Origin of the sequence: Roseovarius sp. Pro17 (assembly GCF_035599575.1) — a bacterium.
Taxonomy (GTDB): domain Bacteria; phylum Pseudomonadota; class Alphaproteobacteria; order Rhodobacterales; family Rhodobacteraceae; genus Roseovarius.
The window spans coordinates 2,813,883-2,835,815 of the sequence record NZ_CP141179.1 but is presented as its reverse complement, the minus strand read 5'-3'; the positions used below and the strand labels follow the sequence as shown (position 1 = coordinate 2,835,815).

Here is a 21,933-nt window from a genome sequence, read left to right as displayed (position 1 = left end):
GTTGAAACACAACTTGAAGTCGAAACGCGCGTGACACCGAGATGAAGTGGGCGTTTCGACATATTGTCGTGATTCAACAATATGTCGAAACGCTTCAGACGGCTTTGGCGCTTGCGCCTAGATCGGGCGTGGGGATGGTCGGGCCGGATTGCTCCGGCCCAACGTTGTGCATATGCGCGGTTCAGGCAGCGGCGGGATTATATCCCGAGATGGATTTCACTTCGATGAAATCCTCGATGCCCCAGGAGCCACCTTCGCGCCCGTTGCCGGACTGCTTCATGCCGCCGAATGGCGCACCTGCGCCGCGGCTCTGCCCGTTGACCTCGACCATGCCAGCACGAAGCGCGCGGGCGACGCGGGCGGCGCGGGCCGGATCCTGCGTCTGGAGATAGTCGGTCAGGCCGTAGGGCGTGTTGTTGGCGATCTGGATGCCCTCCTCTTCGGTATCGAAGGGGATGATCGAGAGCACGGGGCCAAAGATCTCTTCGCGGGCGACGATCATGTTGTTGTTCACGTCCGCGAACACCGTCGGCTTGACGTAGAAGCCACGGTTCAGCCCATCGGGGCGACCGACGCCGCCCGCGACAAGGCGCGCACCCTCGTCGATGCCCTTTTGGATCAGGTCCTGAATCTTGTCGAACTGGACCTGATTTACCACGGGGCCGATGTGATCGCCCGACTCGCTGGCCGGGCCGACCTTGATCGAGTCGGCGACCTTGGTGGCGGTTTCGACCGCTTTGTCATAGATCTCTTGCTGCACGATCATGCGGGTCGGTGCGTTGCACGACTGGCCTGAGTTGTTCATGCAGTGCAGCACACCGCGCTCGACCGCTGCGTCATCGGCATCGGCAAAGATCAGGTTCGCGCCCTTGCCGCCCAGCTCGAGGCTAACGCGTTTCAGCGAGTCGGCTGCGGCTTTGGAAATCAGCTTGCCTGCGCGGGACGAGCCGGTGAAGCTGATCATGTCGACGTCGGGATGCTCGGTCAGCTGCGTGCCGACGCCAGCGCCGTCGCCGTTGACGAGGTTGAACACGCCGGGGGGGAAGCCCGCCTCGTCCATCATCTCGGCGAACACCATCGACGACAGGGGCGATTCCTCGCTGGGTTTCAGCACCATGGTGCACCCCGCGACGGCGGCGGCGATCACCTTGAGCGTGACCTGATTCATCGGCCAGTTCCACGGCGTGATCAGGGCGGCGACGCCGATCGGCTCATTGCGGATATAGCTGCCGGGTGTGTCGGGATCGTGCGGATGCTCGAACTCGTACTTTTTCGCGGCCTCAAGGAAGTCGGCGATGTGGCCTGCGCCTGCGGCTGTCTGCTGCTCGCGGGCCAGTTCAATGGGCGCGCCCATTTCAAGGCTGATGGCCTGCGCCATATCCTCGGCGCGCGATTCGTAGACTTTGGCCAGCTTCTCGACCAGCGCGATGCGCTCGGCCGGGGGGGTGTTCATCCAGTCGGGAAATGCGGCCTTGGCTGCGGCGACGGCGGCGTTGGTATCGGCCTGACCGCCGAGGCTGATCACTGCGCAGGGCTCTTCGGTCGAGGGATCGATGACCTGGTAATCGCTGGGGGTGGCCGGGTCGGACCAGTTGCCGTTGATATAGAATTGACGCTTCTCGATCATGTCGTATCTCCCTTTGAATATGCGTGGGCACGGACGCCACGCGCCTTACCATCAGACATAGACCCGGCACCGGGCGCCTGCAAGATGGGGGGAGGGTCTGACGGGGGGTGCAATTCGCAGAACCGGGCCTTATCTTGCGTAGTGAAGAGCCAAACCCGACTCACGAAAGGACAGATGACATGGCATTGCGCATCAACGATACGGTTCCCGATTTCACAGCCGATACGGATCACGGCACGATCCAGTTTCACGATTTCATCGGCGATAATTGGGCGATCCTGTTTTCGCACCCCAAGGATTTTACGCCCGTCTGCACCACTGAATTCGGCGCAGTCGCCCAGCTCAAGGATGAGTGGGCCAAGCGCGACACCAAGGTGATCGGCATTTCGGTCGACGGGGTCGAGGATCACAAGAAGTGGAAGGGCGACATCGAAAAGGTCGCAGGCACCGCTGCGGGATTCCCGATCATCGCTGATGAGGGTCTTGAGGTATCCAAGGCGTTCGACATGCTGCCTGCCGAGGCTTACTTGCCCGATGGCCGCACGCCTAACGACAGCGCTACGGTGCGCTCCGTGTTCATCATCGGCCCGGACAAGAAGCTGAAGCTCAGCATGACCTATCCGATGAACGTTGGCCGCAACTTTGCCGAGGTGCTGCGTGCGCTGGACGGCTTGCAGACGGCGGCCAATAGCGGCGTTGCAACCCCCGCCGACTGGCAGGTGGGCGAGGATGTGGTGATTCCAACGTCACTGAACGATGCCGAAGCCAAGGACAAGTTCGGTGATTTCAAGACAGTGCTGCCCTATCTGCGGATGACCAAGCTAAAAGGCTGAGGCGTCAGGCGTTATCTATCAAAAGGCTCCGGCGTGATTGCCGGGGCCTTTTTTTGTGCGGAGCGTACCGTCGTCCGGCAGCGCCAACCGGCTGGCTGCGCGTGATTTTTGCTGCGCGCCCATTGGCACCTGCGCCGCTCTTCATCAGCAAGTTCCCGCCAATATGCGAACCAAACAGCTTGCCAGAGCAGCCGAAATCGGGCCTTTGACCATCAGAGATTCCCTTGGAGACATTTGGATCATGTTCCTGCGCGCCGTTCTCGTCGCTTCGCTGTCGCTCACCGCCGCCTGTGCGGGCACGACGCCAAAGACATCCCCGACCATTTCAAGCAGCCCGTCCATGCAGCTTTATCCCGGCGAAACGCCTGAGATTCGCCAGCTGGTCAACAAATATGCGGATCACTATCAGGTGCCTCGCCCGCTGGTGCACAAGGTGATTCAACGCGAGAGCGACTATCGCCCCAAGGCACGCAACGGTCCCTATTTCGGCATGATGCAGATTCTGCCCGCCACGGCGCGCGGCATGGGATTCACCGGGCGTGATACCGATCTGCTGGACGCCGAAACGAACCTTCATTTTGCCGTCAAATATCTGCGCGGCGCTTGGATGGTGTCGGACGGCAATCAGGACAAGGCAGTGATGTGGTACGCGCGCGGCTATTATTACGAGGCGCGCAACCGCTGCCTGCTGGTCGAAACGCAGCTGCGGGATACCGAAGTCGCCAAGCATTGCCGCTGAAGGCCGGGTGTTTGAACTAAATCCGCCGTACTTGCCTTTTGCACTGCGCGCCGCTTTGACGTAGTGTCATTTCATCGGGCCAGGATGGCCGGAACCTTATCCAGAATACACGTGTGGTGCTTGGGAGCGCGTGGGGTGGCGGAGGGTTTCGGCATAGCCGGAACCCTCCGTTTTTAATTCGGGATCAGATGGGCGAAACCAATCTATCGTTGGTGTCCGCGATCTGATCCTTTGACACGAAAAAGGCCCCGCAATTGGGGCCTTTGACGTCCGTCTTATTTTCCAATGCCAAACCTGTCAGGCGCTGTAGAAAACTGGCTTAGCCGTCAGCTTTGCTGGTGCACTTGCGCACTTCGTAAACAGCCGCCGACGCGCCGGACATGTCGACGACATAGGTTTCAGGCGTTTCGGGGAACACGATCAGCTCTTTGCCGGCTTCGATGTCCTTGACGAACTCGACGTTATTGACCAGCACGTAGCCGCCCTCATAGCCATCCTCAAGGCTTGCGCCGACGCCGGTCGCCTGACCGGAGTAGAGGTTGCCGTTGGCAATAAACGCAACCTCTTGCTCGGGCTCGGTCACGTTCGCGTTCTGCGAAAACAGACCCAGATAGCCGACCGATTCGTCCTTGGTAAAGCCGAATTGCACGATTGCGCCTGATTCAGCCTTATAGGATGCAAAGCAGGAGCCGCGCGTCGCGTTCTCGCGAATGGTCCAAGCACCTGCATCACGGAATTTCGTGATCTCATCGCCCTTTGCGGGCAGCACGTCTTCGGGGGCCGCTGCGAGGGGTGTTGCCAGTGCGAGGGCGATTGCGCCGATGGCGGGATAAAGCTTGTTCATATCGTGTCTCCTTACGTTAGGTAGGCGCGCTGGGCGCCATAGTGGCGGCGGCGGCCTAATCGCCGCGCCGCTTCATCCATCAAACGGACCAGCATGGGAAAGGTTCCCACCTTGTTGATTTTTCAGGTATCTATCCCGGCCATCGCGCAGATGATGCGCCACGCGTCCGGCTCTACCGGCTGGACCGAAAGGCGCGGTTGACGCACCAGCGCCATATCGGCGAGGCGCGGATCGGCCTTGATGGTATCCAGCGTGACGGGCGTTTGCACCGGCATCAGCGCGCGAATGTCGACACACTCCCAGCGGGGATCATCCGTCGTGCTATCTGGGTGGGCAAGCGCACAGACCTCGACGATGCCGACGATCGCGCGTTCCTTTTGGCTGTGATAAAAGAAACCGCGATCACCGACGGCCATCTGCCGCATGATATTGCGGGCCTGATAATTGCGTACGCCATCCCATTCCTCGCCCGCATCGCCGCGCGCGACCTGATCGGACCAGCTCCAGGCCGACGGTTCGGATTTGAAGAGCCAATATTGCATGGCGCTCAGATCACTTTTTTCCACGCGACAAGTTCGACATTATCGAACAGGCCAGCATGGGCATAGGGGTCATTCGCGGCCCAAGCCTCGGCCTCGACCATGTCCTGAACGTCCAGCACAACAAGAGAGCCGCACATCTGCCCCTCGCCGTCCAGCAGCGGACCGGCCTGAGTGACCGAGCCCGACTCCTTGAGGTAAGCGACATGCGCGTCGCGTGTATCGAGGCGGATTTGCAGTGCGCCGGGTTTGTCACGGGCGATGAGGGCGATCAGCATGGGTGGCTCCTGACGTGGTGTTCGTCGCACCCTAGCGCGCGCCAGCGCGCGGCGCAATTTACGCCTTGGCCCCCTTGCGCCCCGACCCCAGCATTGCCGGGCTGGACGTATCCAGCGGCCAGCGCGGGCGCGCGGCAAGGGTCATGTCATCGCGATGACCCGCGCGAAACAGCTCGGCCCCGGCATAAGCAATCATGGCGGCGTTGTCGGTGCAGAGCGCGAGGGGCGGCGCAATGAACTGCACGCCTGCCTCCTTGGCCACCTGCATCAATGCCGTTCGGATCGCTTGATTGGCCGCCACCCCGCCCGCAACGGCGATGACACGCAGGTCGGGGCAGGCGGCCAGCGCGCGCCGGGTCTTTTCGGCCAGCACATCGGTCATCGCGGCCTGAAACCCGGCGCAGAGGTCGGCGCGATCCTGCACCGTCAACCCGCCCTTGTCCGCGATCACCGCGTCGCGGGCGCGCAGCAGTGCGGTTTTCAGCCCCGAAAATGACATATCGCAGCCGGGGCGATCCAGCATCGGGCGCGGAAAGGGATAGCGTTTGGGGTCGCCCTTTGCCGCCTCGATTTCGACCGCCGGGCCACCGGGCTGGGTCAGGCCCAAGAGGCGCGCGGTCTTGTCGAACGCCTCGCCTGGTGCGTCGTCGATCGTGCCGCCGATGCGGGTGAAATCCTGCGGGCCGTCCACGCGCAGGAACTGGCAATGACCGCCCGAGACCAGCAGCATGAGGTAGGGGTAGGGCACATTATCGGTCAGGCGCGGGGTCAGCGCATGCCCCGCCAGATGATTGACCCCGATCAGCGGCAGGCCCGCGCCCGCCGCCAGCCCCTTGGCGCACATGACGCCCGAAATGACGCCGCCGATCAGGCCCGGCCCGGCGGTCACCGCGATAGCGTCCATGTCGCGCAGCTTCAGCCCCGAGGCGCGCAGCACCTCTACCACGCAAAGGTCCAGCTTTTCCGCATGGGCGCGCGCGGCGATTTCGGGGACCACCCCGCCAAAGGCCGCGTGCAGCTGTCCTTGCCCCTGCACGGTCTGGGCCAGGATTTCGGCCCGATCGCCCACGCGCAGGATGGCGGCGGCAGTATCGTCGCAGCTGCTCTCTAATCCGAGGATGGTCAGGGTATCGCTCATCACGTCCGCCCGTTGCGTGTGCGTCGATGCCCGCGTAACACTTGGCCGAGTTTCCCACAACTGCGGAGTCGCGCCTTGCCCCCTACAGTGCTGATCACGCGCCCCGAACCCTATGGGGCCGAGTTTGCCGCGACTTTGCGCGCGCAGCCGGGGGGCGATCTGGCGATGGTCCTGTCGCCTGCGCTGAGTATCGAGGGGCGCGGCACGGTGCCGGACCTAACGGGCTATCGCTGGCTGATCTTTACCTCGCGCAATGGCGTGCGCTATTTCGCGGCAGGCAGCGAGCGGCGGGATATACCAGCCTATGCTGTTGGAGATGCAACCGCCGATGAGGCGCGCAGCATAGGGATGGATGCGATTTCCTGCGGCGGCGATGCGCGTGATCTGCTGGCACGGATCGAGGCAGACAAGGCGCGCGGCCCCATGCTGCATCTGCGCGGCGCGCATGCGGCTGCCGACATTGCAGGTGCGCTGAACGACGCAGGGATCGTGGCCGGTGAGGCAGTACTATACACCCAACAACCTGCACCGCTCAGCGATGCCGCGCGGGCCTGTCTGATGGGCACTGCGCCGGTGATTGTACCTGTATTCTCACCGCGCAGCGCGGCAGCGGTGTTCGACGGACCTGCGCCCGCCGCGCCGGTCGTGGTGCTGGCGATCAGCGCAGCGGCGGCGGCGCTCGTCCCCGAAGGGGCCGCGCACACAATGTTGGTGGCGGACCGCCCGGATACCGCAGGAATGCTACGCGTATGGCCCTTGGCGTTGGCGGCGGCCTATCGCCTTGAGGGAACAAAGCGCGCGCAGTAAGGTTGTCAGGCTGAGCAATTCGGTCAGATTCGAAAGGGGCATGCGACGTGGCAGAAAACAAGGGATCTGGAGGACGCAAAAGCGCCGGGACCGGCAGCGATGGCAATGCCAAGGCTGCTGACGACAAGGGCAGCGGCGTTAACGCGAAACCCACTGCGACGAAAAAGACCCCGGCCAAATCCCCTGCGTCCAAATCTGCTGCGACCAAACCTGCGGGGGCCAAAACTGCCGCCACTGCAAAAACGTCCGGCTCAGCCGTGAGCACATCCAAGGCCGACACGACTGCCAAACCTGATCCCGCCATGCCCGGTCAGGGCGCACCGGTCGACAAAACCAGCGAAATTACCCCAAAATCCGCTGCTGAAACGCCGAAGACCAGCGACGCCAAGCCTGCGGGTGGCCCCGCTCCAAGCGCGTCGTCGACAACTGGTCAGACCGCCGCCACATCAGTGCCCAAGACGTCGACGGCCAGATCTTCGGCCAGCGCCGAAACCGCGAAACTGACCGAGGCCAAGGCTGAGCCTGCAAAGCCCGTTGTTGATACGCCCAAACCGGCACCCGCACAGCCCCCCGCAAGCCAGACGGCGAACCAGTCTGCGCGGCGCGGCGGGTTCTTGCCATTGCTTTTGGGCGGTGCGTGCGCCGCCGCCATCGGCTTTGGGGCGGCGTATTTCATTCTGCCAGAAATGGGCGTCATGCTGCCCGCTGGTGGCGCAAATACGGATTTGTCCGCGCGACTGGATGATCAGGCAGGCCGCGTTGACGCGCTGCAAAAGCAGATCGCTGACATACCTACCGCGCCTGATGGTCCAGATCTGAGTGGTCTGGAAAGCAGTCAACAAGCGCTGGAAAGCGGTCTGGCCGGGCTGACGGAGCAACTGGCCACGCTGACAAAGCGGATGGATCAGCTTGAATCGCAGCCAGCTGCGGATGGCGGCGTTTCGCCCGGTCAACTGAACGCGCTGCGCGACGCTGTGACGGCGCAGACCGCGCGCATCGACGCCCTGACAAGTGAGGCGGAACAGCTTGAAGACGCCGCGCGCGCCTCGGCCCAGCAGGAACTGCGCCGCGCTGCGCTGACGCGCATCCGCACGGCGCTGGACACCGGATCGGGCTTTGCACCTGCGCTGGGCGATCTGGAACGCGCAGGCATGTCAGCGAACGACGCATTGCAGGAGGTCGCAGAGGCAGGCGTGCCGACACAGGCCGCGCTGCAAGAGCGTTTCGCCCCCGCAGCCCGCGCCGCACTGGCCGCAGCGCGCAGGGACAAAACCGAGGGTGGCGACAATGCAGGTCTTTGGTCGTTCGTGTCAGACCAACTGGGTGCGCGCTCGCTGGAGCGACGTGAGGGGCCGGGCGTCGACGCTGTGCTGTCGCGCGCTGAGGATGACGTCCGGCAAGGCAAGCTGGACAGCGCCCTAAGCGAAATCGATGCGCTGCCGGAGCCTGCAAAGGCCGAGCTGGCCGACTGGGCAGCCGATGTGCGCGCCCGGATGCAGGCGCTTGCCGCCCATGACGCGCTCGCCGCAAAATTGAACTGAAAGGGCCCGCCTCAATGCTGTGGTCAATCATAAAGATCGTTGTTTTTCTGGCTCTGGTGGTGCTCGTCACCTTTGGCGCCTCCTACCTGCTTGAGCTGGATGGCGGCGTGCGCATCGTCATGGCGGGGGTCGAGCTGAACCTGACCCCGCTCAAGGCCGTGATGGGGCTGGCGCTGCTGATCCTTTTCCTTTGGGTGCTTCTGAAACTGGCCACATTGCTGATCGCGGTGCTCAGGTTCATCAACGGGGACGAAACCGCGCTCTCGCGTTATTTCGACCGTAACCGGCAGGAAAAGGGGTATCGCGCCCTGTCCGAGGGCATGATGGCACTGGCATCCGGAGAGGGCGACGTTGCCATGGCACGCGCCGCCAAGGCCGAGCGCTATTTGCGCAAGCCTGCCCTGACGAACCTCGTCACCGCGCAGGCAGCCGAGATGCAGGGCAACCGCGCCAAAGCCGAGGAAATTTATAAGCGCCTGCTCAAGGACGACCGCACGCGCTTTGTGGGCGTGCGCGGTATTCTGCGCCAGAAACTGGCGGACGGCGACACCGAAACGGCGCTGAAACTGGCGCAGACCGCGTTCGGCCTGAAGCCTGCGCACCCTGAAATTCAGGACACCCTCCTGCGCCTGCAGACGGGGCAGGAGGATTGGGCCGGTGCGCGCTCGACCCTGAATGCCAAGCTAAAGCACGGTAATATCCCGCGCGACGTTCACAAGCGGCGCGATGCCGTGCTGGCGCTGTCTGAGGCGCGCGACATCGCCGTCGAGGGCAAGACAGTCGAGGCGCGCGAGGCATCCATAGAGGCGAATCGTTTGTCGCCACACCTGATACCCGCCGCCGTCATGGCTGCCCGGAGCTACATCGCGCAGGGCGCGCCACGCTACGCCGCGCGCGTTATCCGCAAGGCGTGGGAGCAGCAACCGCATCCCGACCTCGCTGCTGCATTCGCCGCCATCGCGCCTGATGAGACGCCCCAGCAGCGGCTCAAGCGCTTTGCCAAGCTAATCGGCACGCGCCCCGATCACCGCGAATCCAAGCTGGTTGAGGCCGAGCTGAACCTCGCTGCCGAGGATTTCCCCACCGCCCGTCGCGCCCTTGGTGATCTGGTCGAAAAAGATCCAGACGCCCGCGTTCTGACCATCATGGCCGCGATCGAGCGTGGCGAAGGCGCGCCTGACCGAGTGGTCAAGGGATGGTTGGCCCGCGCCCTCGCCGCGCCGCGCGGCCCGCAGTGGATCTGCGGGAATTGCCAGAACATCCACGGCGATTGGGCGCCCGCCTGCGAACATTGCCATGCCTTTGATACGCTGGAGTGGAAATCACCTCCGGTTGGCGACATCACCTCGCCGACAGGTATCGAGATGCTGCCCCTGATCATGGGCGATCTTGAAGATCACAGCGCCAAGGACGTGGCGAGGGTTGTCGATGCCGAAATCATTGCGGACGCCGAACCGGTGAGCGAAAACGTGGACGAGCCCGAAACGGCCGAGAAACAGCCTTAGCCTCTCGCGGCGACGGGGCTGTGGCGCCGTCACCTGAGGGGTTGGTCTTGACCCCTGAAACTGGTTCGAACCGAGTGCGAAATTTTGGGTGCATTGATCATGTGTGGCATCGTTCGACACAGCGCAAGGTTCCTTGCAGCTTGCCGGCCAAGCTCGGCTACGGGAGCCATATCACCAGAAAATTTGGTTTTTACCCAAACACTGCAATATCTTAGCGGTCCTTTCGCCGAGGATATCCAGTGAGACAAGAACCGGCGCGCAGCGCGATGTCAATGCGGATAGCCGAAATCTACGATGATGCGCCAGATGTCGCGATTGATGCGGCGCAGTTCATCTATCGTGGCGGTGATCTCATCCGCGGCCGACGCGTCGAGGGGGTCGATCTGACCCATTTTCAGGCTGTCCTTGCGGTCAGCGATACGCATCAGGATGGTGCGTGGATTGCCGCCCTCCCCGTCGAAGGCATAGATGCAGTGGTTGTAGCGGTTGCGTAGCGATGCCTGCCCCTGGATGCGCCGGGTCAGCGCCAGCACAGAGGCGCGCTGTTCGTTATCTGTCCGGTCCAGTTTGGATAGGCGTTCGACCATGTCGATGCGTGCGCGGGCAGTATTTAGCGTCAGAAAAACGATCGTCGCTGTTTCTTTGTCCATTCTCCCGAGGCCGGCAATCAGATGGATCAGCAGGCTTTCGGTATTCGCCCAAGCGTAGTTCAGCTTGCCTATCAGCAGTAGAAATGCGTCGAATTCGGGCGGGGGCGCGGCGTTCATTGCCTGCGACCGTTCGGAGCGCGCTTTTGCGACAAATGCCAAAGCGTTGCCTCAGTCCGGTTCGAAACGCCAAGTTTTGCGATGATGTGGTGCATGTGCAGCTTGATCGTGTGCTCGGACAGACCCAGATCAACGGCAATAATCTTGTTCTGTTTGCCCTCGGCGGCGGAACTGAGCACTTGGCGTTCGCGCGACGTCAGGTTGACCTCATCCGCAGACGCCGAAGTGCTGGCGCACGGTTCGTGCGGTAGCTGATGGAGGTCGATCAGGTCTGCCGGGATGTAGCGCTCGCCACAGACCAGCAGGCGCAGCGCCGAGAGCCAAGGGTCGATCTCGACTTTCATCGGCAGAAAACCGATCTCTTCCGAGCCAGGGAATTGCGGGACGTCCGCGATCAGGCGCAGGGCCGTGGTCCGGTCGCGATAGGCCAGCACCAAGTGGCAATATGGGAATCGACTCCGGATCTTGGGCAACGCTTGTTGGAAATGTTGCAGCTTCCCCTCATCGACAATGATCATCCGCACATGGGATGCGTCCGGCGCTGCGAGATCGAACAGGTCGGCAAAGGCGTCAATTCGGCGGAAGGTAATGCAGGGGATCTCTTCGCAGACCAGCCTGATGACCGTATCGGAAAAGTTCAGGCCGCTGCCTATAAACAGGCCCACATGATTTCTTGGAGTGTTAAGCGCATGATCTGCCATTTTACACACTTACTTTTATTTAAAAAATTTGAACAATTACAAAACGTATGGTGATCCAGAACTGACGGTTGGTGTCGTAATCTGTGTTAACGACAAAAAGGGATACGATTGGAAACGGGGCGCCGTGCCCCAATTTAGGTATGATTTGACATCGAAAAGCTACGACATTCAGTTATTTAGACATACGTGCAACTTTAACACAAAGATTAGAAAATGTCCGGCGAATTTTTATAGGTGCGCTGGTAGTCATTTAAACATTACGGCACCTGCCGCCCCATGAATACTGGCCATATTGCCACATGGGCGCCAGCTATGCATCCCTCGTGTCGAGCTAAACCTTTGGATGTATTTCTATAAATTATTACCCGATTACAAAGGCTTAGGATGGCTCCCGATCTAGCCATATTGAGCATCTTCTCAGATGCGCCCCATTGGATGATCATGAATGGACCGCACAAGTCTGCTGCGGCAACACATAGCAAGCGCATCCAATTCGGCCCTTGTTTTTACCAGTGACTGCAAGGTTTTGCCATGTCTCGGGGCCAGAAGCGAGACGCGCCGTATAAGGGGGGGAATCATCACGAAAATATGAAGACAGGTGCGTCCCGAAGCCTGCACAGACAGCAAGATCGTCCTCTGCGGCACGGCCCGCCACCATCAAATCAATCCAATATAGATAGAAACAACATCCGGGCGATGATCGCTTTTTATAGAGTGGCGGTTCGCTGGATGTTCATATCGGAGATATGGAAATGTCTAACAGAAACGCATTCAACACACTCATCTGGGGTCACGGCCATGGCGAGCAAAGCCAGGACCAAGACCAAGGTCAGGGCCAGCTTCAAGGTCAGGCCCAAGCCGAGCTTCAGGCCCAGCTTCAGGGTCAGGCGCAGTCGTCCCATAGTGATAACGACAACGACAACGGCAACCACAACGGGAACGGTAACCTGAACGGAAACGGGAACCTGAATGGCAATGGCAACCTGAATGGCAATGGCAACCACAACGGCAATGCCAACTCCAACGCCTCCGCCAACGGTAACCTGAACGGCAATGGCAACCTGAACGCCAACGGCAACCTGAACGGCAACCACAATACCAACACGTCGAATACCGATGTGCATGTGGGTGTCGATATTGCCATGACCGACTGGATGCCCACCGACGACGACTTTGCGGACATCGACATGTATGGGTCGACCGCCGGTGACTTTATCATGGCCAAGGGGGACATCGATTATAACCCCGGCGATGACATGGACCTGTCGGACATTCTGAACGATGCCCTGAACGGAGCCGGTAACGATTCCGCAACGGTCAACGCCCAGAGCAACAAGCTGATCGACAATGATCATCTTGATAACGTGTCCAACAGCGGCACTCTGAGTCAGACCAACACATCGACTGGCGGCGTGGCCACGGCCGACGAGGGTATCTCGGCTGGCGCGGATGGCGGCGATGGTTCGGGCACTGCCAACTCCCACGGTGGCGGGGCCTTAGGCGGTCTGGGCATCGGCGGTGCGGCAGGTGCCACCGGCGGTACAAGCGGCAATGGCGGCGGCGCGGCCGCAGGCGGCGGCACCGGCGGCAACGGTGCGGCGGCAGCGGCAATCGGCTTGGGCATTGGTCTGGGCGCTGCGTCCTCGGGCGCCACTGCGATCGGCGGTGATGGCGGCGACGCCGGATCACTCGCGGCCGGTCTGGGCGGAGGCACGGGTCTTTCGGGTGCGGCCGCAGGTGGCGGCGACTCGGGTGATGCCGGTGGCATCGGCGCAGGTCTCGGCGCAGCAGGTGCCTTGGCCGACAGCTCCAACACCGGCGACGCCGGTGCGCTGGGCGCAGGTCTGGGCCTTCTGAACCTGGGTCTGGCAGGTGCCAACAACGGCGAGACGGGTGATTCCGACGCCGATGCACTGGGCGCGGGTCTGGGCGTTGGCCTTGGTGCCAGCGGCGACGGCGGTGATGCAGGCGCACTTTCGGGTGCGGCTGGCTTGGGCATCGGCGTGGCCGATGCGGGTGACGCCACCGGCGGTGCAGGCGGCGGCGCAGGCGCCGGCTCAGAGGCGGCCAACATTGCCGCTGGCGTAGGCGGGCTGAACACCGCAACGGGTGGTGACGGTGGCGCCGGTGCGGGCGGATACGCCAGTGCCGGATCATCCGGAGACGCCTATGGCGGTCAGGCCTATGTCGGCGGGACCTATGCCGGCGGCGGAGTTGGCGGCCATGCCGGTGACGCCTACGCAGGCGGCGGCGGTGCAGGCGGCCACGCCGGAACGTGGGGGTCGAACAACGGTGAGGACGGATATGTCACCGGCGAATCCTTCGCCTCGGCCGCGTCGCAGATCGACACCGATGCGTTCAACCAGACCATCGTGATGGGTGCGAACGTGTTGGGCAACACCGTCGACATGACGGTTGTGGGCGGCTCGTTCAGCTCCAGCTACGTCGGCGACGATAGCGACGTCGTATAACCGCCAAGTGTAAGCACCTCCGGGTCCGGCACGTGCCGGGCCCGGGATTTTCAAGCCAGAGGATCAGAAACTTGAGCGATCGCAGGCAACTGCGCAAATAAAAAACGACACAGAGGCAGGCAGCCGGATCTACTGAAAGCGAGGCTGCAATGATGTTAGATAAAGTGACCGAGATGGTCGCCCACATGATCGGGATTTTCCACACCGAAATGGAAGACCAGCGATTGCGCGACGTTTATGACGCGTTCAAGGCGCTGAAGGCCGCCGATCCGGACGGCGATCCGATTTCCGCCATCGCTGCCAGCTTGAAGGCGCCCTACGAGTTGGGCAGTTTCGCGCCCCGTCTGGAGCACGCAGAACAATCACCAACCGCGTCCGGCCTTGATCCGATCGCACCGAACTATTGGTCAGCGGCCCATCCCATCAATTTTTTCAACAGATTTCTGCCAGCTGAGGAGGGGGTATTTTCCTCTGCCGGGCACGTCTCTGCAAGCGGCGTTGCCCGCCTCGCACCGACGCTTGAGCCGCCGGGAAGCGTCGCGGTTATCACGGTGCAGGTGGCGTTCCTTTCCGATGACGATTGGTTGATGCTGGGCGACGGCACGGCGACCTTCACCGAGCCCGGGGTCTTCCTGAATGATCTGCTGGGATATCAGAGCATCGCCGCAAGCATGACGGCACCGCTCGGGGCGGCACCACTGATGCCCGGTCCCGACGCGCGGGACGATGCAGTGGCGCTAAAGGCCGGAATCTCTGCGTTCGTCGGCGGCGTTGTCGCCGGCAGCACCGAACATGTGGCGCATGGCGCCGAGGCATTTGGCCTTCACCAGAATGGTGGTGTGGTCGCGGAGCTGCCTATTCTGGACGACGTGATGCCCGCCTATCTAAAGGAGAAGGCAGGACAGGACGAGAGCGAATTGCCTGATGACGACGCAGGTCAGGATTGGCCAGATCCCTTTGCGGGGTTGGGCGATACCGACGCGGTCATGCCATATCGGCCTGATGTGGAAGCGGATCATCTGGTTGTCGCGGGCGGCAACACGATGATCAACCAGGTCGCAATTTTTTCTGCGTGGCTGGACGCGCCGGTCATCGCGGTGATGGGGGATGTCGCGCACATGAACGTCATCGCGCAGGTGAATGTGCTGGTGCAGCACGCGTCGGGCGGTATCGGTGCCATCGCGCCGTCGACCAGCATCAACAGCGCCGAGATTGCCTGGACCTCGACAATACCCGATGCTGATCCTGAGGCCGATGCCGATGCCGAACAGGACGGGTCGGGCGGGGCTACGAACCTGCCATCCAACTGGGCGGTAACGCGGATCGAGGGTGATCTGATCAGCGTCAATCATGTCAGCCAGTTCAGCTTCCAGACCGATCACGATCGCGCCGAGATTGCGTTTTCCGGCTCAAGCACTTTCATCGGGCTGGGCGACAACACCATCGTCAATCTGACCGATTTGGCCGAGCTGGGCTTTGGCTATGATCTGATCATAGTCGGAGGCGCGATGATTTCGGTCAACTGGATCCATCAGACCAACGTGCTGATCGATAATGACGCGGTCACCTATGCGGGGGCCTTCCCGACAGGTGTGCAGCTTGGCGATAACCTTCTGTTCAACGGCGCGCAGATTAGTGCAACCGGCATCGATCACTATGCGGAGATGACGTCGAACTTCGCAGGCGCGACAGAAAGTCTGGCCGACGGCGCCACAACGATTGGCAGCGATGTCGCCCACGACGCGCTGTTCGAGGGGGTCGATCTTTTGCGCGTTCTTTACATCGAGGGCGATCTCACGACGGTCAACTGGCTGGAGCAGACCAATATCATGGGCGATTCCGATCAGGTTCACCTGGCGTTGGATGATTTTCTGGCCGCGACAGGCGCGTCGGCGGACGTCATCATGGGCTCGAATGCGCTGATCAACCTAGCCAGCATTAGCCAACACGGCACCGATTCGACGGTGATGGTCGGCGGCGACGTCTATGACGATGCGCTGCTCTATCAGGCCGAACTGATCGACACGGACGCCGCTCCGCTGGGCGTGGGCATGCCCGCGTTGGCGCCTGCCGCCGTGGCGTTTCTGGCCGACGACATGCTCGCGCCGGAGGGCGCGCAGATCGACACCCCGATCCTTCCGACAGCAACGGAAGGACATGAAACACCCGACATGATGCAGACAATGCTGGCCTGAGAATTGGCCTGAGAAGTGGCCTGAGAGGACACCCACGACATGAGCCTGGACGACATCAAGACCGAACACGCGGCCAGCCTAAACTGGCCCGAGCCCGGGCCTGCCCCGGACAAAACCGCGCGCCGCGCCGATCCCTTGCCCCTCGGGCCGGGATCGCGCGTCGACGACAAAGCCAATCCGGCGGTCGACCGCAGCCGCCCCGCCCAGGGGCTGGGCGGCGTGCAGATAGAAGCGGATACCGGCCCCATCCTAAAGGCAAGCGCCGGCGGCAAGCCTCCCGTGCGGGTCGGCGGCGGTGGAGGCGGCTCGGGCGGGGGCGGCGGCGCATCCGGATTTCACCGTCGCGCGGGGCCGGACCAGTTCGTTCAGCATCTGAACACTGGCGTTGCCATCGTGCGCCGCAACCTCGGTTTCGTGATGGTGCTGACCTTTGCGACGAACCTTCTGGTGCTGGCAATCCCGATTTACCTGTTCCAGATTTCCGACCGCGTGCTGACCAGCCGGTCGCTGGACACGCTGATCATGCTGACGGTCGTGATCGTCGGCGCCGTCGTATTTCAGGCCATCTTTGACGCCGTGCGCCGTTTCATCCTGATGCGCACGGCAGTCGAAGTGGCGGTGCGGCTGGGGGCCCCGGTGCTTAGCGCGGCCGCGCACGCATCGCTTCATGACAACGGCAGACAGTATCAGACACTGGGAGATTTGCAGCAGTTGCGTGGGTTTCTGACCTCGGGCACGCTGATCTCGTTCCTCGACGTGCCGTTCGCGCCGCTGTTCATCTTTGTGATCTTTCTGGTGCATCCACATTTGGGGATGATTGTTGTCGTTACGGCTATCCTTCTGATGATCATCGCGCTGATCAACCAGACGGTCACCGCGAAACCCTTTGCCGAGGCGAACGTGGCGCAGAGCAAGGCGAACATGCATCTCGATTCCATGTCGCGCAACAGCCAGATCATCAACGCGCTGGCAATGGTGCCCGAGGCCGTGGCGCTCTGGGGGCGCGATACTGCCAATTCGCTGCGCGCGCAGGTGCGGGCGCAGGACCGCAACATCGTCTGGGCCGCCGTATCGCGCGGCGCGCGCCTGCTGACGCAGATTGCCATGCTGGGCTGGGGCGCGTTTCTGGCCATCCAAGGCGAGATCACGGGCGGCATGGTGATCGCGGCGTCGATCATCGCAGGCCGCGCGCTGGCCCCGATTGAGGGCTCAATCGAGGGTTGGAACGGCTTTTCGCTGTCTCGCTCTGCCTTTGGGCGGATCAAGGCGCTCATGCACAATTCGATCCAGCGGTTCGAGAAGCTGCACCTGCCCAATCCCGAAGGCCGCCTGAATGTCGAACGTCTGCTCTACGTGCCCGGTGGCACCAAGCAGGTGATCCTGAACGGGCTGACGTTCAGCCTCGAACCGGGTGAATCGCTGGCGGTGATCGGCAATTCCGGCGCGGGCAAGACGACGCTGGGCAAGATGCTGGTTGGCTCGATTCTGCCGACATCCGGCAATGTGCGGTTGGACCTGATGGACCTGCGCAACTGGGACACACGGCAACTGGGCGAGAATATCGGCTATCTGCCGCAGGACGTGCAGCTGTTCCCCGGCACGATCAAGGCCAACATCGCGCGGATGCGGATGGACGCGAAGGACGAGGATATCCACCGTGCCGCCCTGCTGGCCGATGTGCATGACATGATCGCGATGCTGCCGCACGGCTACGAGACGCAGGTCGCCGCCGATGGATCGCCCCTGTCGGGCGGCCAAAAACAGCGCATCGCGCTGGCCCGCGCCTTTTTTGGAAATCCCCGCTTCCTGGTGCTGGACGAGCCGAACTCGAACCTTGACGCGGCGGGCGACAAGGCGCTGGCAAATGCGATCAAGCACGCGGGCGAGCATGGCATTACCGTGGTCGTGATCACGCAGAAGCCGTCACTTCTGGGCGTCGTGGACAAGATTATGTTGCTGGCCGACGGCAATGTGGCGATGTTTGGCCACCGCGCGCAGGTGCTGCAACAGTTGGCGCAACGGTCCGGCAATGGTGGCAACCTGCCCGGGCAAGGCCAGACAGGGGGGCTGCCAAATGTCTGATGCGACACTTTATCCCGTCCCTGCAGAATGGCACCACGACGTGCCCCGCTCGGTTTCGAAACTGGTCATCTTCGGCCTGGCGCTTTTCGTCTTTGGCTTTGGCGGATTTGGTCTTTGGGCGTTCCGCGCACCTCTGGCTGCGGCGGTCATCGCGCAGGGCAGCTTTGTGGCGACGGGAAGCAACAAGATCGTGCAGCACCTCGAAGGCGGCATCATCAAGCAGATCCTGGTCGCCGAAGGCGATGTCGTCACAGAAGGCCAGCCCATCCTTTTGCTGGATGAGACATCGGCGATGGCCACCGAGCGCGAACTTTTCCTGCGGGCCATCCGGCTGGAGGCGATGGAGGCCCGGCTTCTGGCGCAGCACGGCGGCGCAAGCGTTCTGAACTTTGCACCGCATATCCAAGCGTTGCGCAGCGATTTCGACATCGCCTCGATGCTGGATGCGCAGAAGATCACCTTCGACGCGGCCACGCAGCAATTGCGCAACGATATCGTCCTGCTGAGCCAGAGTATGGAGGCGCTGCGCGTCCGGTCGGCCGGATATGAACAGCAGTTGATTGCGACCCGCACCCAGCAGGACATTCTCGAAGAGGAGCTGGAGTCAAAGCAAACGCTTCTCAATCAGGGGCTGGTCCGCAAGACTGACGTGAACACGATCCGCCGCGCCATCGCCGAGGCAGGCGGCCAGATCGGCCGACTGACCGCAGAGATGGACGAGATCGTCGAAGTCACCCGACGCTATGAGGCGCAGATTGCGCAGACCGTCAGCGAGCGGCGTAAAATCGCGCTGGACGAGCTTCAGATCGTGCAGTCCGAACTGGAAAGCGTGCGCGAGCAGTCGCGGCGCGCGGAAAACATCCTGAGCCGTGCCGAAGTGCTGGCGCCGGTGTCGGGCACGGTCATCCGGCTGCATTATCACACGGCCGGCGGCGTCATCGAAAGCGGCAAGGCGATTGCCGAGATACTGCCATCTGGCCAGCCGCTGATCATCGAGGTGTCGATCCCGCGCACCGAGATCGACGTGGTGCGCAAGGGTCAGCAGGCTACCGTGCGGCTGACGGGCCTGAACGCGCGTACGACGCCGATCCTGGAAGGTCAGGTGTTTTATGTTTCGGCTGACGCGATCAAGGACCGCAGCGAGGAAAAGCAGCAGGAAATCTACGTCGCGCGCGTGTCCGTGCCCCCCGACGAGCTGGACCGCGTCCGCGGATTCACCCCAACACCCGGCATGCCGGCGCAGATCATGATCCAGACCGAAGAACGCACATTCATCCAGTATCTGATGAAGCCAGTGACCGACAGCATGTCTCGCGCATTTCGCGAGCAATAATCGTTACACGCCCGTCGGTTCCGCCCCGGTCCTGCCGAGACGTGCTGATCAGCGGATGTCGGGATGCAGAGTTCTGCAAGCCATGGGCTTTGATGCTGTAAACGCCTCGCGCAAGCTGATGGCGTAGTTTTGGCAGATTTTCACAAGAAGTCGCGGCGGGCACAGGTCTTGGAGCTTTTTTGGCCAACTTCCGCGATGCGTGTTTGCGATGGCAGCCTGCAGCGGCGCTGATGCAGCGCATCTTCATCGAGTTCTGAGAGGGTCGGCAGATGCCTGATATACTTGAAAGCAATGACCTCGCGGGTCTGATATGGTGCCCCAAGACGGCATCCAAGTCCTACATTTTGACGCACCACGAAACACCGCGCCCCTAATAAAATAGGTGTATTTAGTGAGTTGCCTATTCCACCACGCCTCACAATGCCCCATAGGATACCATATGTTGAGGGGGATTAAGAGGGGGATAGAAAGTGGGTCGTGCTTTAAACCGTTTGAGCGCATCCGGCGTCAGAACCGCCAGCGTTGGCAAACATGCAGACGGCGGCGGCCTATGGCTGGTCAAGCGCGAGGATGGCGGCGCGCAATGGGTGCTGCGCGTCACGACGCACGGCAGGCGGCGCGAAATGGGCCTTGGTGCCTATCCTGACCGCTCACTGAAAGAGGCGCGCGAGGTGGCCGACACATGGCGGGCCGTGGCGCGGAAAGGTCTGGACCCTATCAAAGAGCGCGACCGCCAGCGGCGCGAGGCGGCGCGCAATATCCATATGCTGGGTGATATCGCGCTGGACGCCTTCAATAGCCGCAAGGCCGAACTGAAGGGCGACGGCAAAGCCGGGCGCTGGTTTTCGCCGCTTGAACTGCACGTCCTGCCAAAGCTGGGCAAGGTGCCCGTGGCCGATATTGACCAGAAGGATATCCGCGACACGCTGGCCCCTATCTGGCACACCAAGGCCGACACCGCGCGCAAGGCTATGAACCGCCTGAGCATCGTATTGCGCCACGCAGCGGCGCTGGGGCTGGAGGTGGATCTACAGGCGACGGACAAGGCCAAGGCGCTGCTGGGCAAGCAACGCCATACCGTGACGAACGTGCCCGCGATGAATTGGCGCGACGTGCCCGCCTTCTATCAATCGCTGGATGGTGGCAGCATCACGGAATTGGCGCTGCGGCTGTTGATCCTGACGGCGGTGCGGTCCTACCCGCTGCGGTTCGCGCATGTTGACCAGATCGACGGCGACGTGTGGACCATACCCGCAGCGGCGATGAAAGGTCGTCTGGGCGCGACAAGCGATTTTCGGGTGCCGCTATCGGTGGAAGCGCAAAACGTCATCGCAGAGGCCCGCAAATTTGCGCGTGACGGGTTGCTGTTTCCCGGCGTGAAGCGCGGCGTGATATCCGACATGACCATGACCGCCCTGATGGACCGGCGCGGGCTGAAAGAGCGCCCGCACGGGTTCCGGTCCTCATTCCGTGACTGGACGGCAGAGGCGACGACGACACCGCAGGAGGTGGCCGAAACCTGTCTGGGGCATGTAACGGGCGGCGCTGTTGAGCGCGCCTATCGGCGCACGGATTTTCTAGAGCAACGGCGGGCGCTGATGGAGCGATGGACTGGCCGATTACAGACTACGGACGACACTAAAAAACTGGAGCGGTTGTGACGAACATCAATGAAAGAGAAATAGTAGAATTCGGCGGTATTCAATTCGAGGCATGGACCTTTCCGAGCCTTGAAGCAGATGGAAAACTTGTTAGGACACTCATTCCACTTGCCCAAGAAGGACCCAAAGACAGATTTCCGGCTGACGGACCTTACCACCGTTCGATGCTAGCAGCCTCTAGGGGCATCTCTGCGCATATTCTCGATGTCATCGGTGAAAAGAACCAAATACCGGGCCTTCCCAAATGCGTGAATGAGCATGGATTTTCCGCTGCACATCTCAATCTTCTCGGAGACGACGATTTCTATCCGGAATGCTGGCAAGTGTTGCAGGCCTGCGGTTGGGCGTCAAACTACGGGCAATTGGCTAAATCTACCTATGAGACCGTCAGAGAGCATGATGGTAGTGAAGTTTTTACCCTCGCAAAAGATTGCTTTGGCGAGGCCAGTGATTGTTACATCCTCGAACGCGCTGGGATTTACCTGACAGAGCCATTTACGCGCCCTTGGTATGCAGCGAACATTCTTTCAGCTTACTACGCCAGACAGGACGATGTCTTATTCGGATATCTGTGGGCAGAATATCGTTTAAAATTGCGCGTGCAAAAGATCGCCAATACAGGGGGTAAGGTCATCAGTGCGTCAAGGCAGGCTGGGGAAAGAACCCAAGCGCTCCACAAAGACCTGCGAGACCAGAGGTTCCGGAGAATGTCAGAACTTCTAGATAATTTGGGTGTAGATAGTGCGGCTGCCCAATGTGAGACCGAGGGTTTAGGCAATTGGTCAACTATCAAACGGCAATGGAACCGCTACCATAAAAAAGGGGACACCTAGGCCACTGTCCCTAAAGGACCCGATTAAGTCTGCCCCATC

General features: G+C 61.5%; 18 protein-coding genes. 11 read left to right on the top strand and 7 right to left on the bottom strand.

What is annotated here, in order from left to right:
- Nucleotides 1-181 precede the first annotated feature (181 nt).
- Nucleotides 182-1,627 carry an aldehyde dehydrogenase family protein gene (locus U3654_RS13830; protein ID WP_324752128.1) on the bottom strand — a complete coding sequence of 482 codons (1,446 nt, stop codon included), beginning with the start codon at nucleotides 1,625-1,627 and terminating at the stop codon, nucleotides 182-184.
- A gap of 179 nt (nucleotides 1,628-1,806) precedes the next feature.
- Between U3654_RS13830 and U3654_RS13825 the strand changes: the two genes are divergently transcribed.
- Nucleotides 1,807-2,460 (top strand): peroxiredoxin, encoded by a 654-nt coding sequence (locus U3654_RS13825; protein WP_324752127.1) that lies wholly within the window; start codon nucleotides 1,807-1,809, stop codon nucleotides 2,458-2,460.
- Between the two features lie 241 nt (nucleotides 2,461-2,701).
- A complete protein-coding gene (locus U3654_RS13820) occupies nucleotides 2,702-3,199 on the top strand; it encodes a lytic transglycosylase domain-containing protein (RefSeq protein ID WP_324752126.1) in 498 nt (165 codons plus the stop codon).
- A gap of 319 nt (nucleotides 3,200-3,518) precedes the next feature.
- On the opposite strand, the gene U3654_RS13815 is transcribed toward U3654_RS13820, so the two are convergent.
- The 4 genes from U3654_RS13815 to tsaD all read right to left on the bottom strand — a co-directional run bounded on the left by U3654_RS13815 (nucleotide 3,519) and on the right by tsaD (nucleotide 5,998).
- The gene (locus tag U3654_RS13815) at nucleotides 3,519-4,043 is read right to left on the bottom strand and encodes a hypothetical protein (RefSeq protein ID WP_324752125.1); all 525 of its coding nucleotides are present in this window, start codon (nucleotides 4,041-4,043) and stop codon (nucleotides 3,519-3,521) included.
- Nucleotides 4,044-4,165: 122 nt separating this feature from the next.
- Complete coding sequence (locus U3654_RS13810; RefSeq protein WP_324752124.1) at nucleotides 4,166-4,585, bottom strand: EVE domain-containing protein; 420 nt, start codon at nucleotides 4,583-4,585, stop codon at nucleotides 4,166-4,168.
- A gap of 5 nt (nucleotides 4,586-4,590) precedes the next feature.
- A complete protein-coding gene (locus U3654_RS13805; protein ID WP_324752123.1) occupies nucleotides 4,591-4,860 on the bottom strand; it encodes a YciI family protein in 270 nt (89 codons plus the stop codon).
- A gap of 58 nt (nucleotides 4,861-4,918) precedes the next feature.
- A complete protein-coding gene (gene tsaD, locus U3654_RS13800) occupies nucleotides 4,919-5,998 on the bottom strand; it encodes a tRNA (adenosine(37)-N6)-threonylcarbamoyltransferase complex transferase subunit TsaD (RefSeq protein WP_324752122.1) in 1,080 nt (359 codons plus the stop codon).
- A 75-nt stretch (nucleotides 5,999-6,073) separates the two neighbouring features.
- On the opposite strand from tsaD, the gene U3654_RS13795 reads away from it, so the two are divergent.
- From U3654_RS13795 to U3654_RS13785, 3 genes are read left to right on the top strand one after another with little or no spacing between them, the layout of a single operon-like run.
- Nucleotides 6,074-6,805, top strand: a complete 732-nt coding sequence (locus U3654_RS13795; RefSeq protein WP_324752121.1) for a uroporphyrinogen-III synthase — start codon at nucleotides 6,074-6,076, stop codon at nucleotides 6,803-6,805.
- A gap of 47 nt (nucleotides 6,806-6,852) precedes the next feature.
- On the top strand, nucleotides 6,853-8,346 hold the full coding sequence (locus U3654_RS13790) for a COG4223 family protein (RefSeq protein ID WP_324752120.1): 1,494 nt from the start codon (nucleotides 6,853-6,855) through the stop codon (nucleotides 8,344-8,346).
- Nucleotides 8,347-8,360: 14 nt separating this feature from the next.
- Nucleotides 8,361-9,851: a heme biosynthesis protein HemY gene (locus U3654_RS13785; RefSeq protein WP_324752119.1), complete on the top strand. Its 1,491-nt coding sequence runs from the start codon at nucleotides 8,361-8,363 to the stop codon at nucleotides 9,849-9,851.
- 269 nt (nucleotides 9,852-10,120) lie between these two features.
- On the opposite strand, the gene U3654_RS13780 is transcribed toward U3654_RS13785, so the two are convergent.
- A complete protein-coding gene (locus U3654_RS13780) occupies nucleotides 10,121-10,618 on the bottom strand; it encodes a hypothetical protein (RefSeq protein ID WP_324752118.1) in 498 nt (165 codons plus the stop codon).
- Nucleotides 10,615-11,283 carry a response regulator transcription factor gene (locus U3654_RS13775; protein WP_324752117.1) on the bottom strand — a complete coding sequence of 223 codons (669 nt, stop codon included), beginning with the start codon at nucleotides 11,281-11,283 and terminating at the stop codon, nucleotides 10,615-10,617. Before U3654_RS13775 ends, U3654_RS13780 begins: the two co-directional genes overlap by 4 nt.
- 788 nt (nucleotides 11,284-12,071) lie before the next feature.
- Here U3654_RS13775 and U3654_RS13770 point away from each other — a divergent pair.
- The 6 genes from U3654_RS13770 to U3654_RS13745 all read left to right on the top strand — a co-directional run bounded on the left by U3654_RS13770 (nucleotide 12,072) and on the right by U3654_RS13745 (nucleotide 21,894).
- Nucleotides 12,072-13,790 carry a hypothetical protein gene (locus tag U3654_RS13770; protein ID WP_324752116.1) on the top strand — a complete coding sequence of 573 codons (1,719 nt, stop codon included), beginning with the start codon at nucleotides 12,072-12,074 and terminating at the stop codon, nucleotides 13,788-13,790.
- Between the two features lie 149 nt (nucleotides 13,791-13,939).
- Nucleotides 13,940-15,985, top strand: a complete 2,046-nt coding sequence (locus U3654_RS13765) for a type I secretion protein ATPase (protein WP_324752115.1) — start codon at nucleotides 13,940-13,942, stop codon at nucleotides 15,983-15,985.
- Between the two features lie 39 nt (nucleotides 15,986-16,024).
- Entirely contained in the window at nucleotides 16,025-18,067 is a 2,043-nt protein-coding gene (locus tag U3654_RS13760; RefSeq protein WP_324752114.1) for a type I secretion system permease/ATPase, read from the top strand.
- Entirely contained in the window at nucleotides 18,060-19,400 is a 1,341-nt protein-coding gene (locus U3654_RS13755; protein WP_324752113.1) for an HlyD family type I secretion periplasmic adaptor subunit, read from the top strand. Before U3654_RS13760 ends, U3654_RS13755 begins: the two co-directional genes overlap by 8 nt.
- 470 nt (nucleotides 19,401-19,870) lie before the next feature.
- Nucleotides 19,871-21,061 carry a tyrosine-type recombinase/integrase gene (locus tag U3654_RS13750; RefSeq protein ID WP_324752112.1) on the top strand — a complete coding sequence of 397 codons (1,191 nt, stop codon included), beginning with the start codon at nucleotides 19,871-19,873 and terminating at the stop codon, nucleotides 21,059-21,061.
- Nucleotides 21,058-21,894 (top strand): hypothetical protein, encoded by an 837-nt coding sequence (locus tag U3654_RS13745; RefSeq protein ID WP_324752111.1) that lies wholly within the window; start codon nucleotides 21,058-21,060, stop codon nucleotides 21,892-21,894. Before U3654_RS13750 ends, U3654_RS13745 begins: the two co-directional genes overlap by 4 nt.
- The last annotated feature ends 39 nt before the right edge of the window (nucleotides 21,895-21,933 follow it).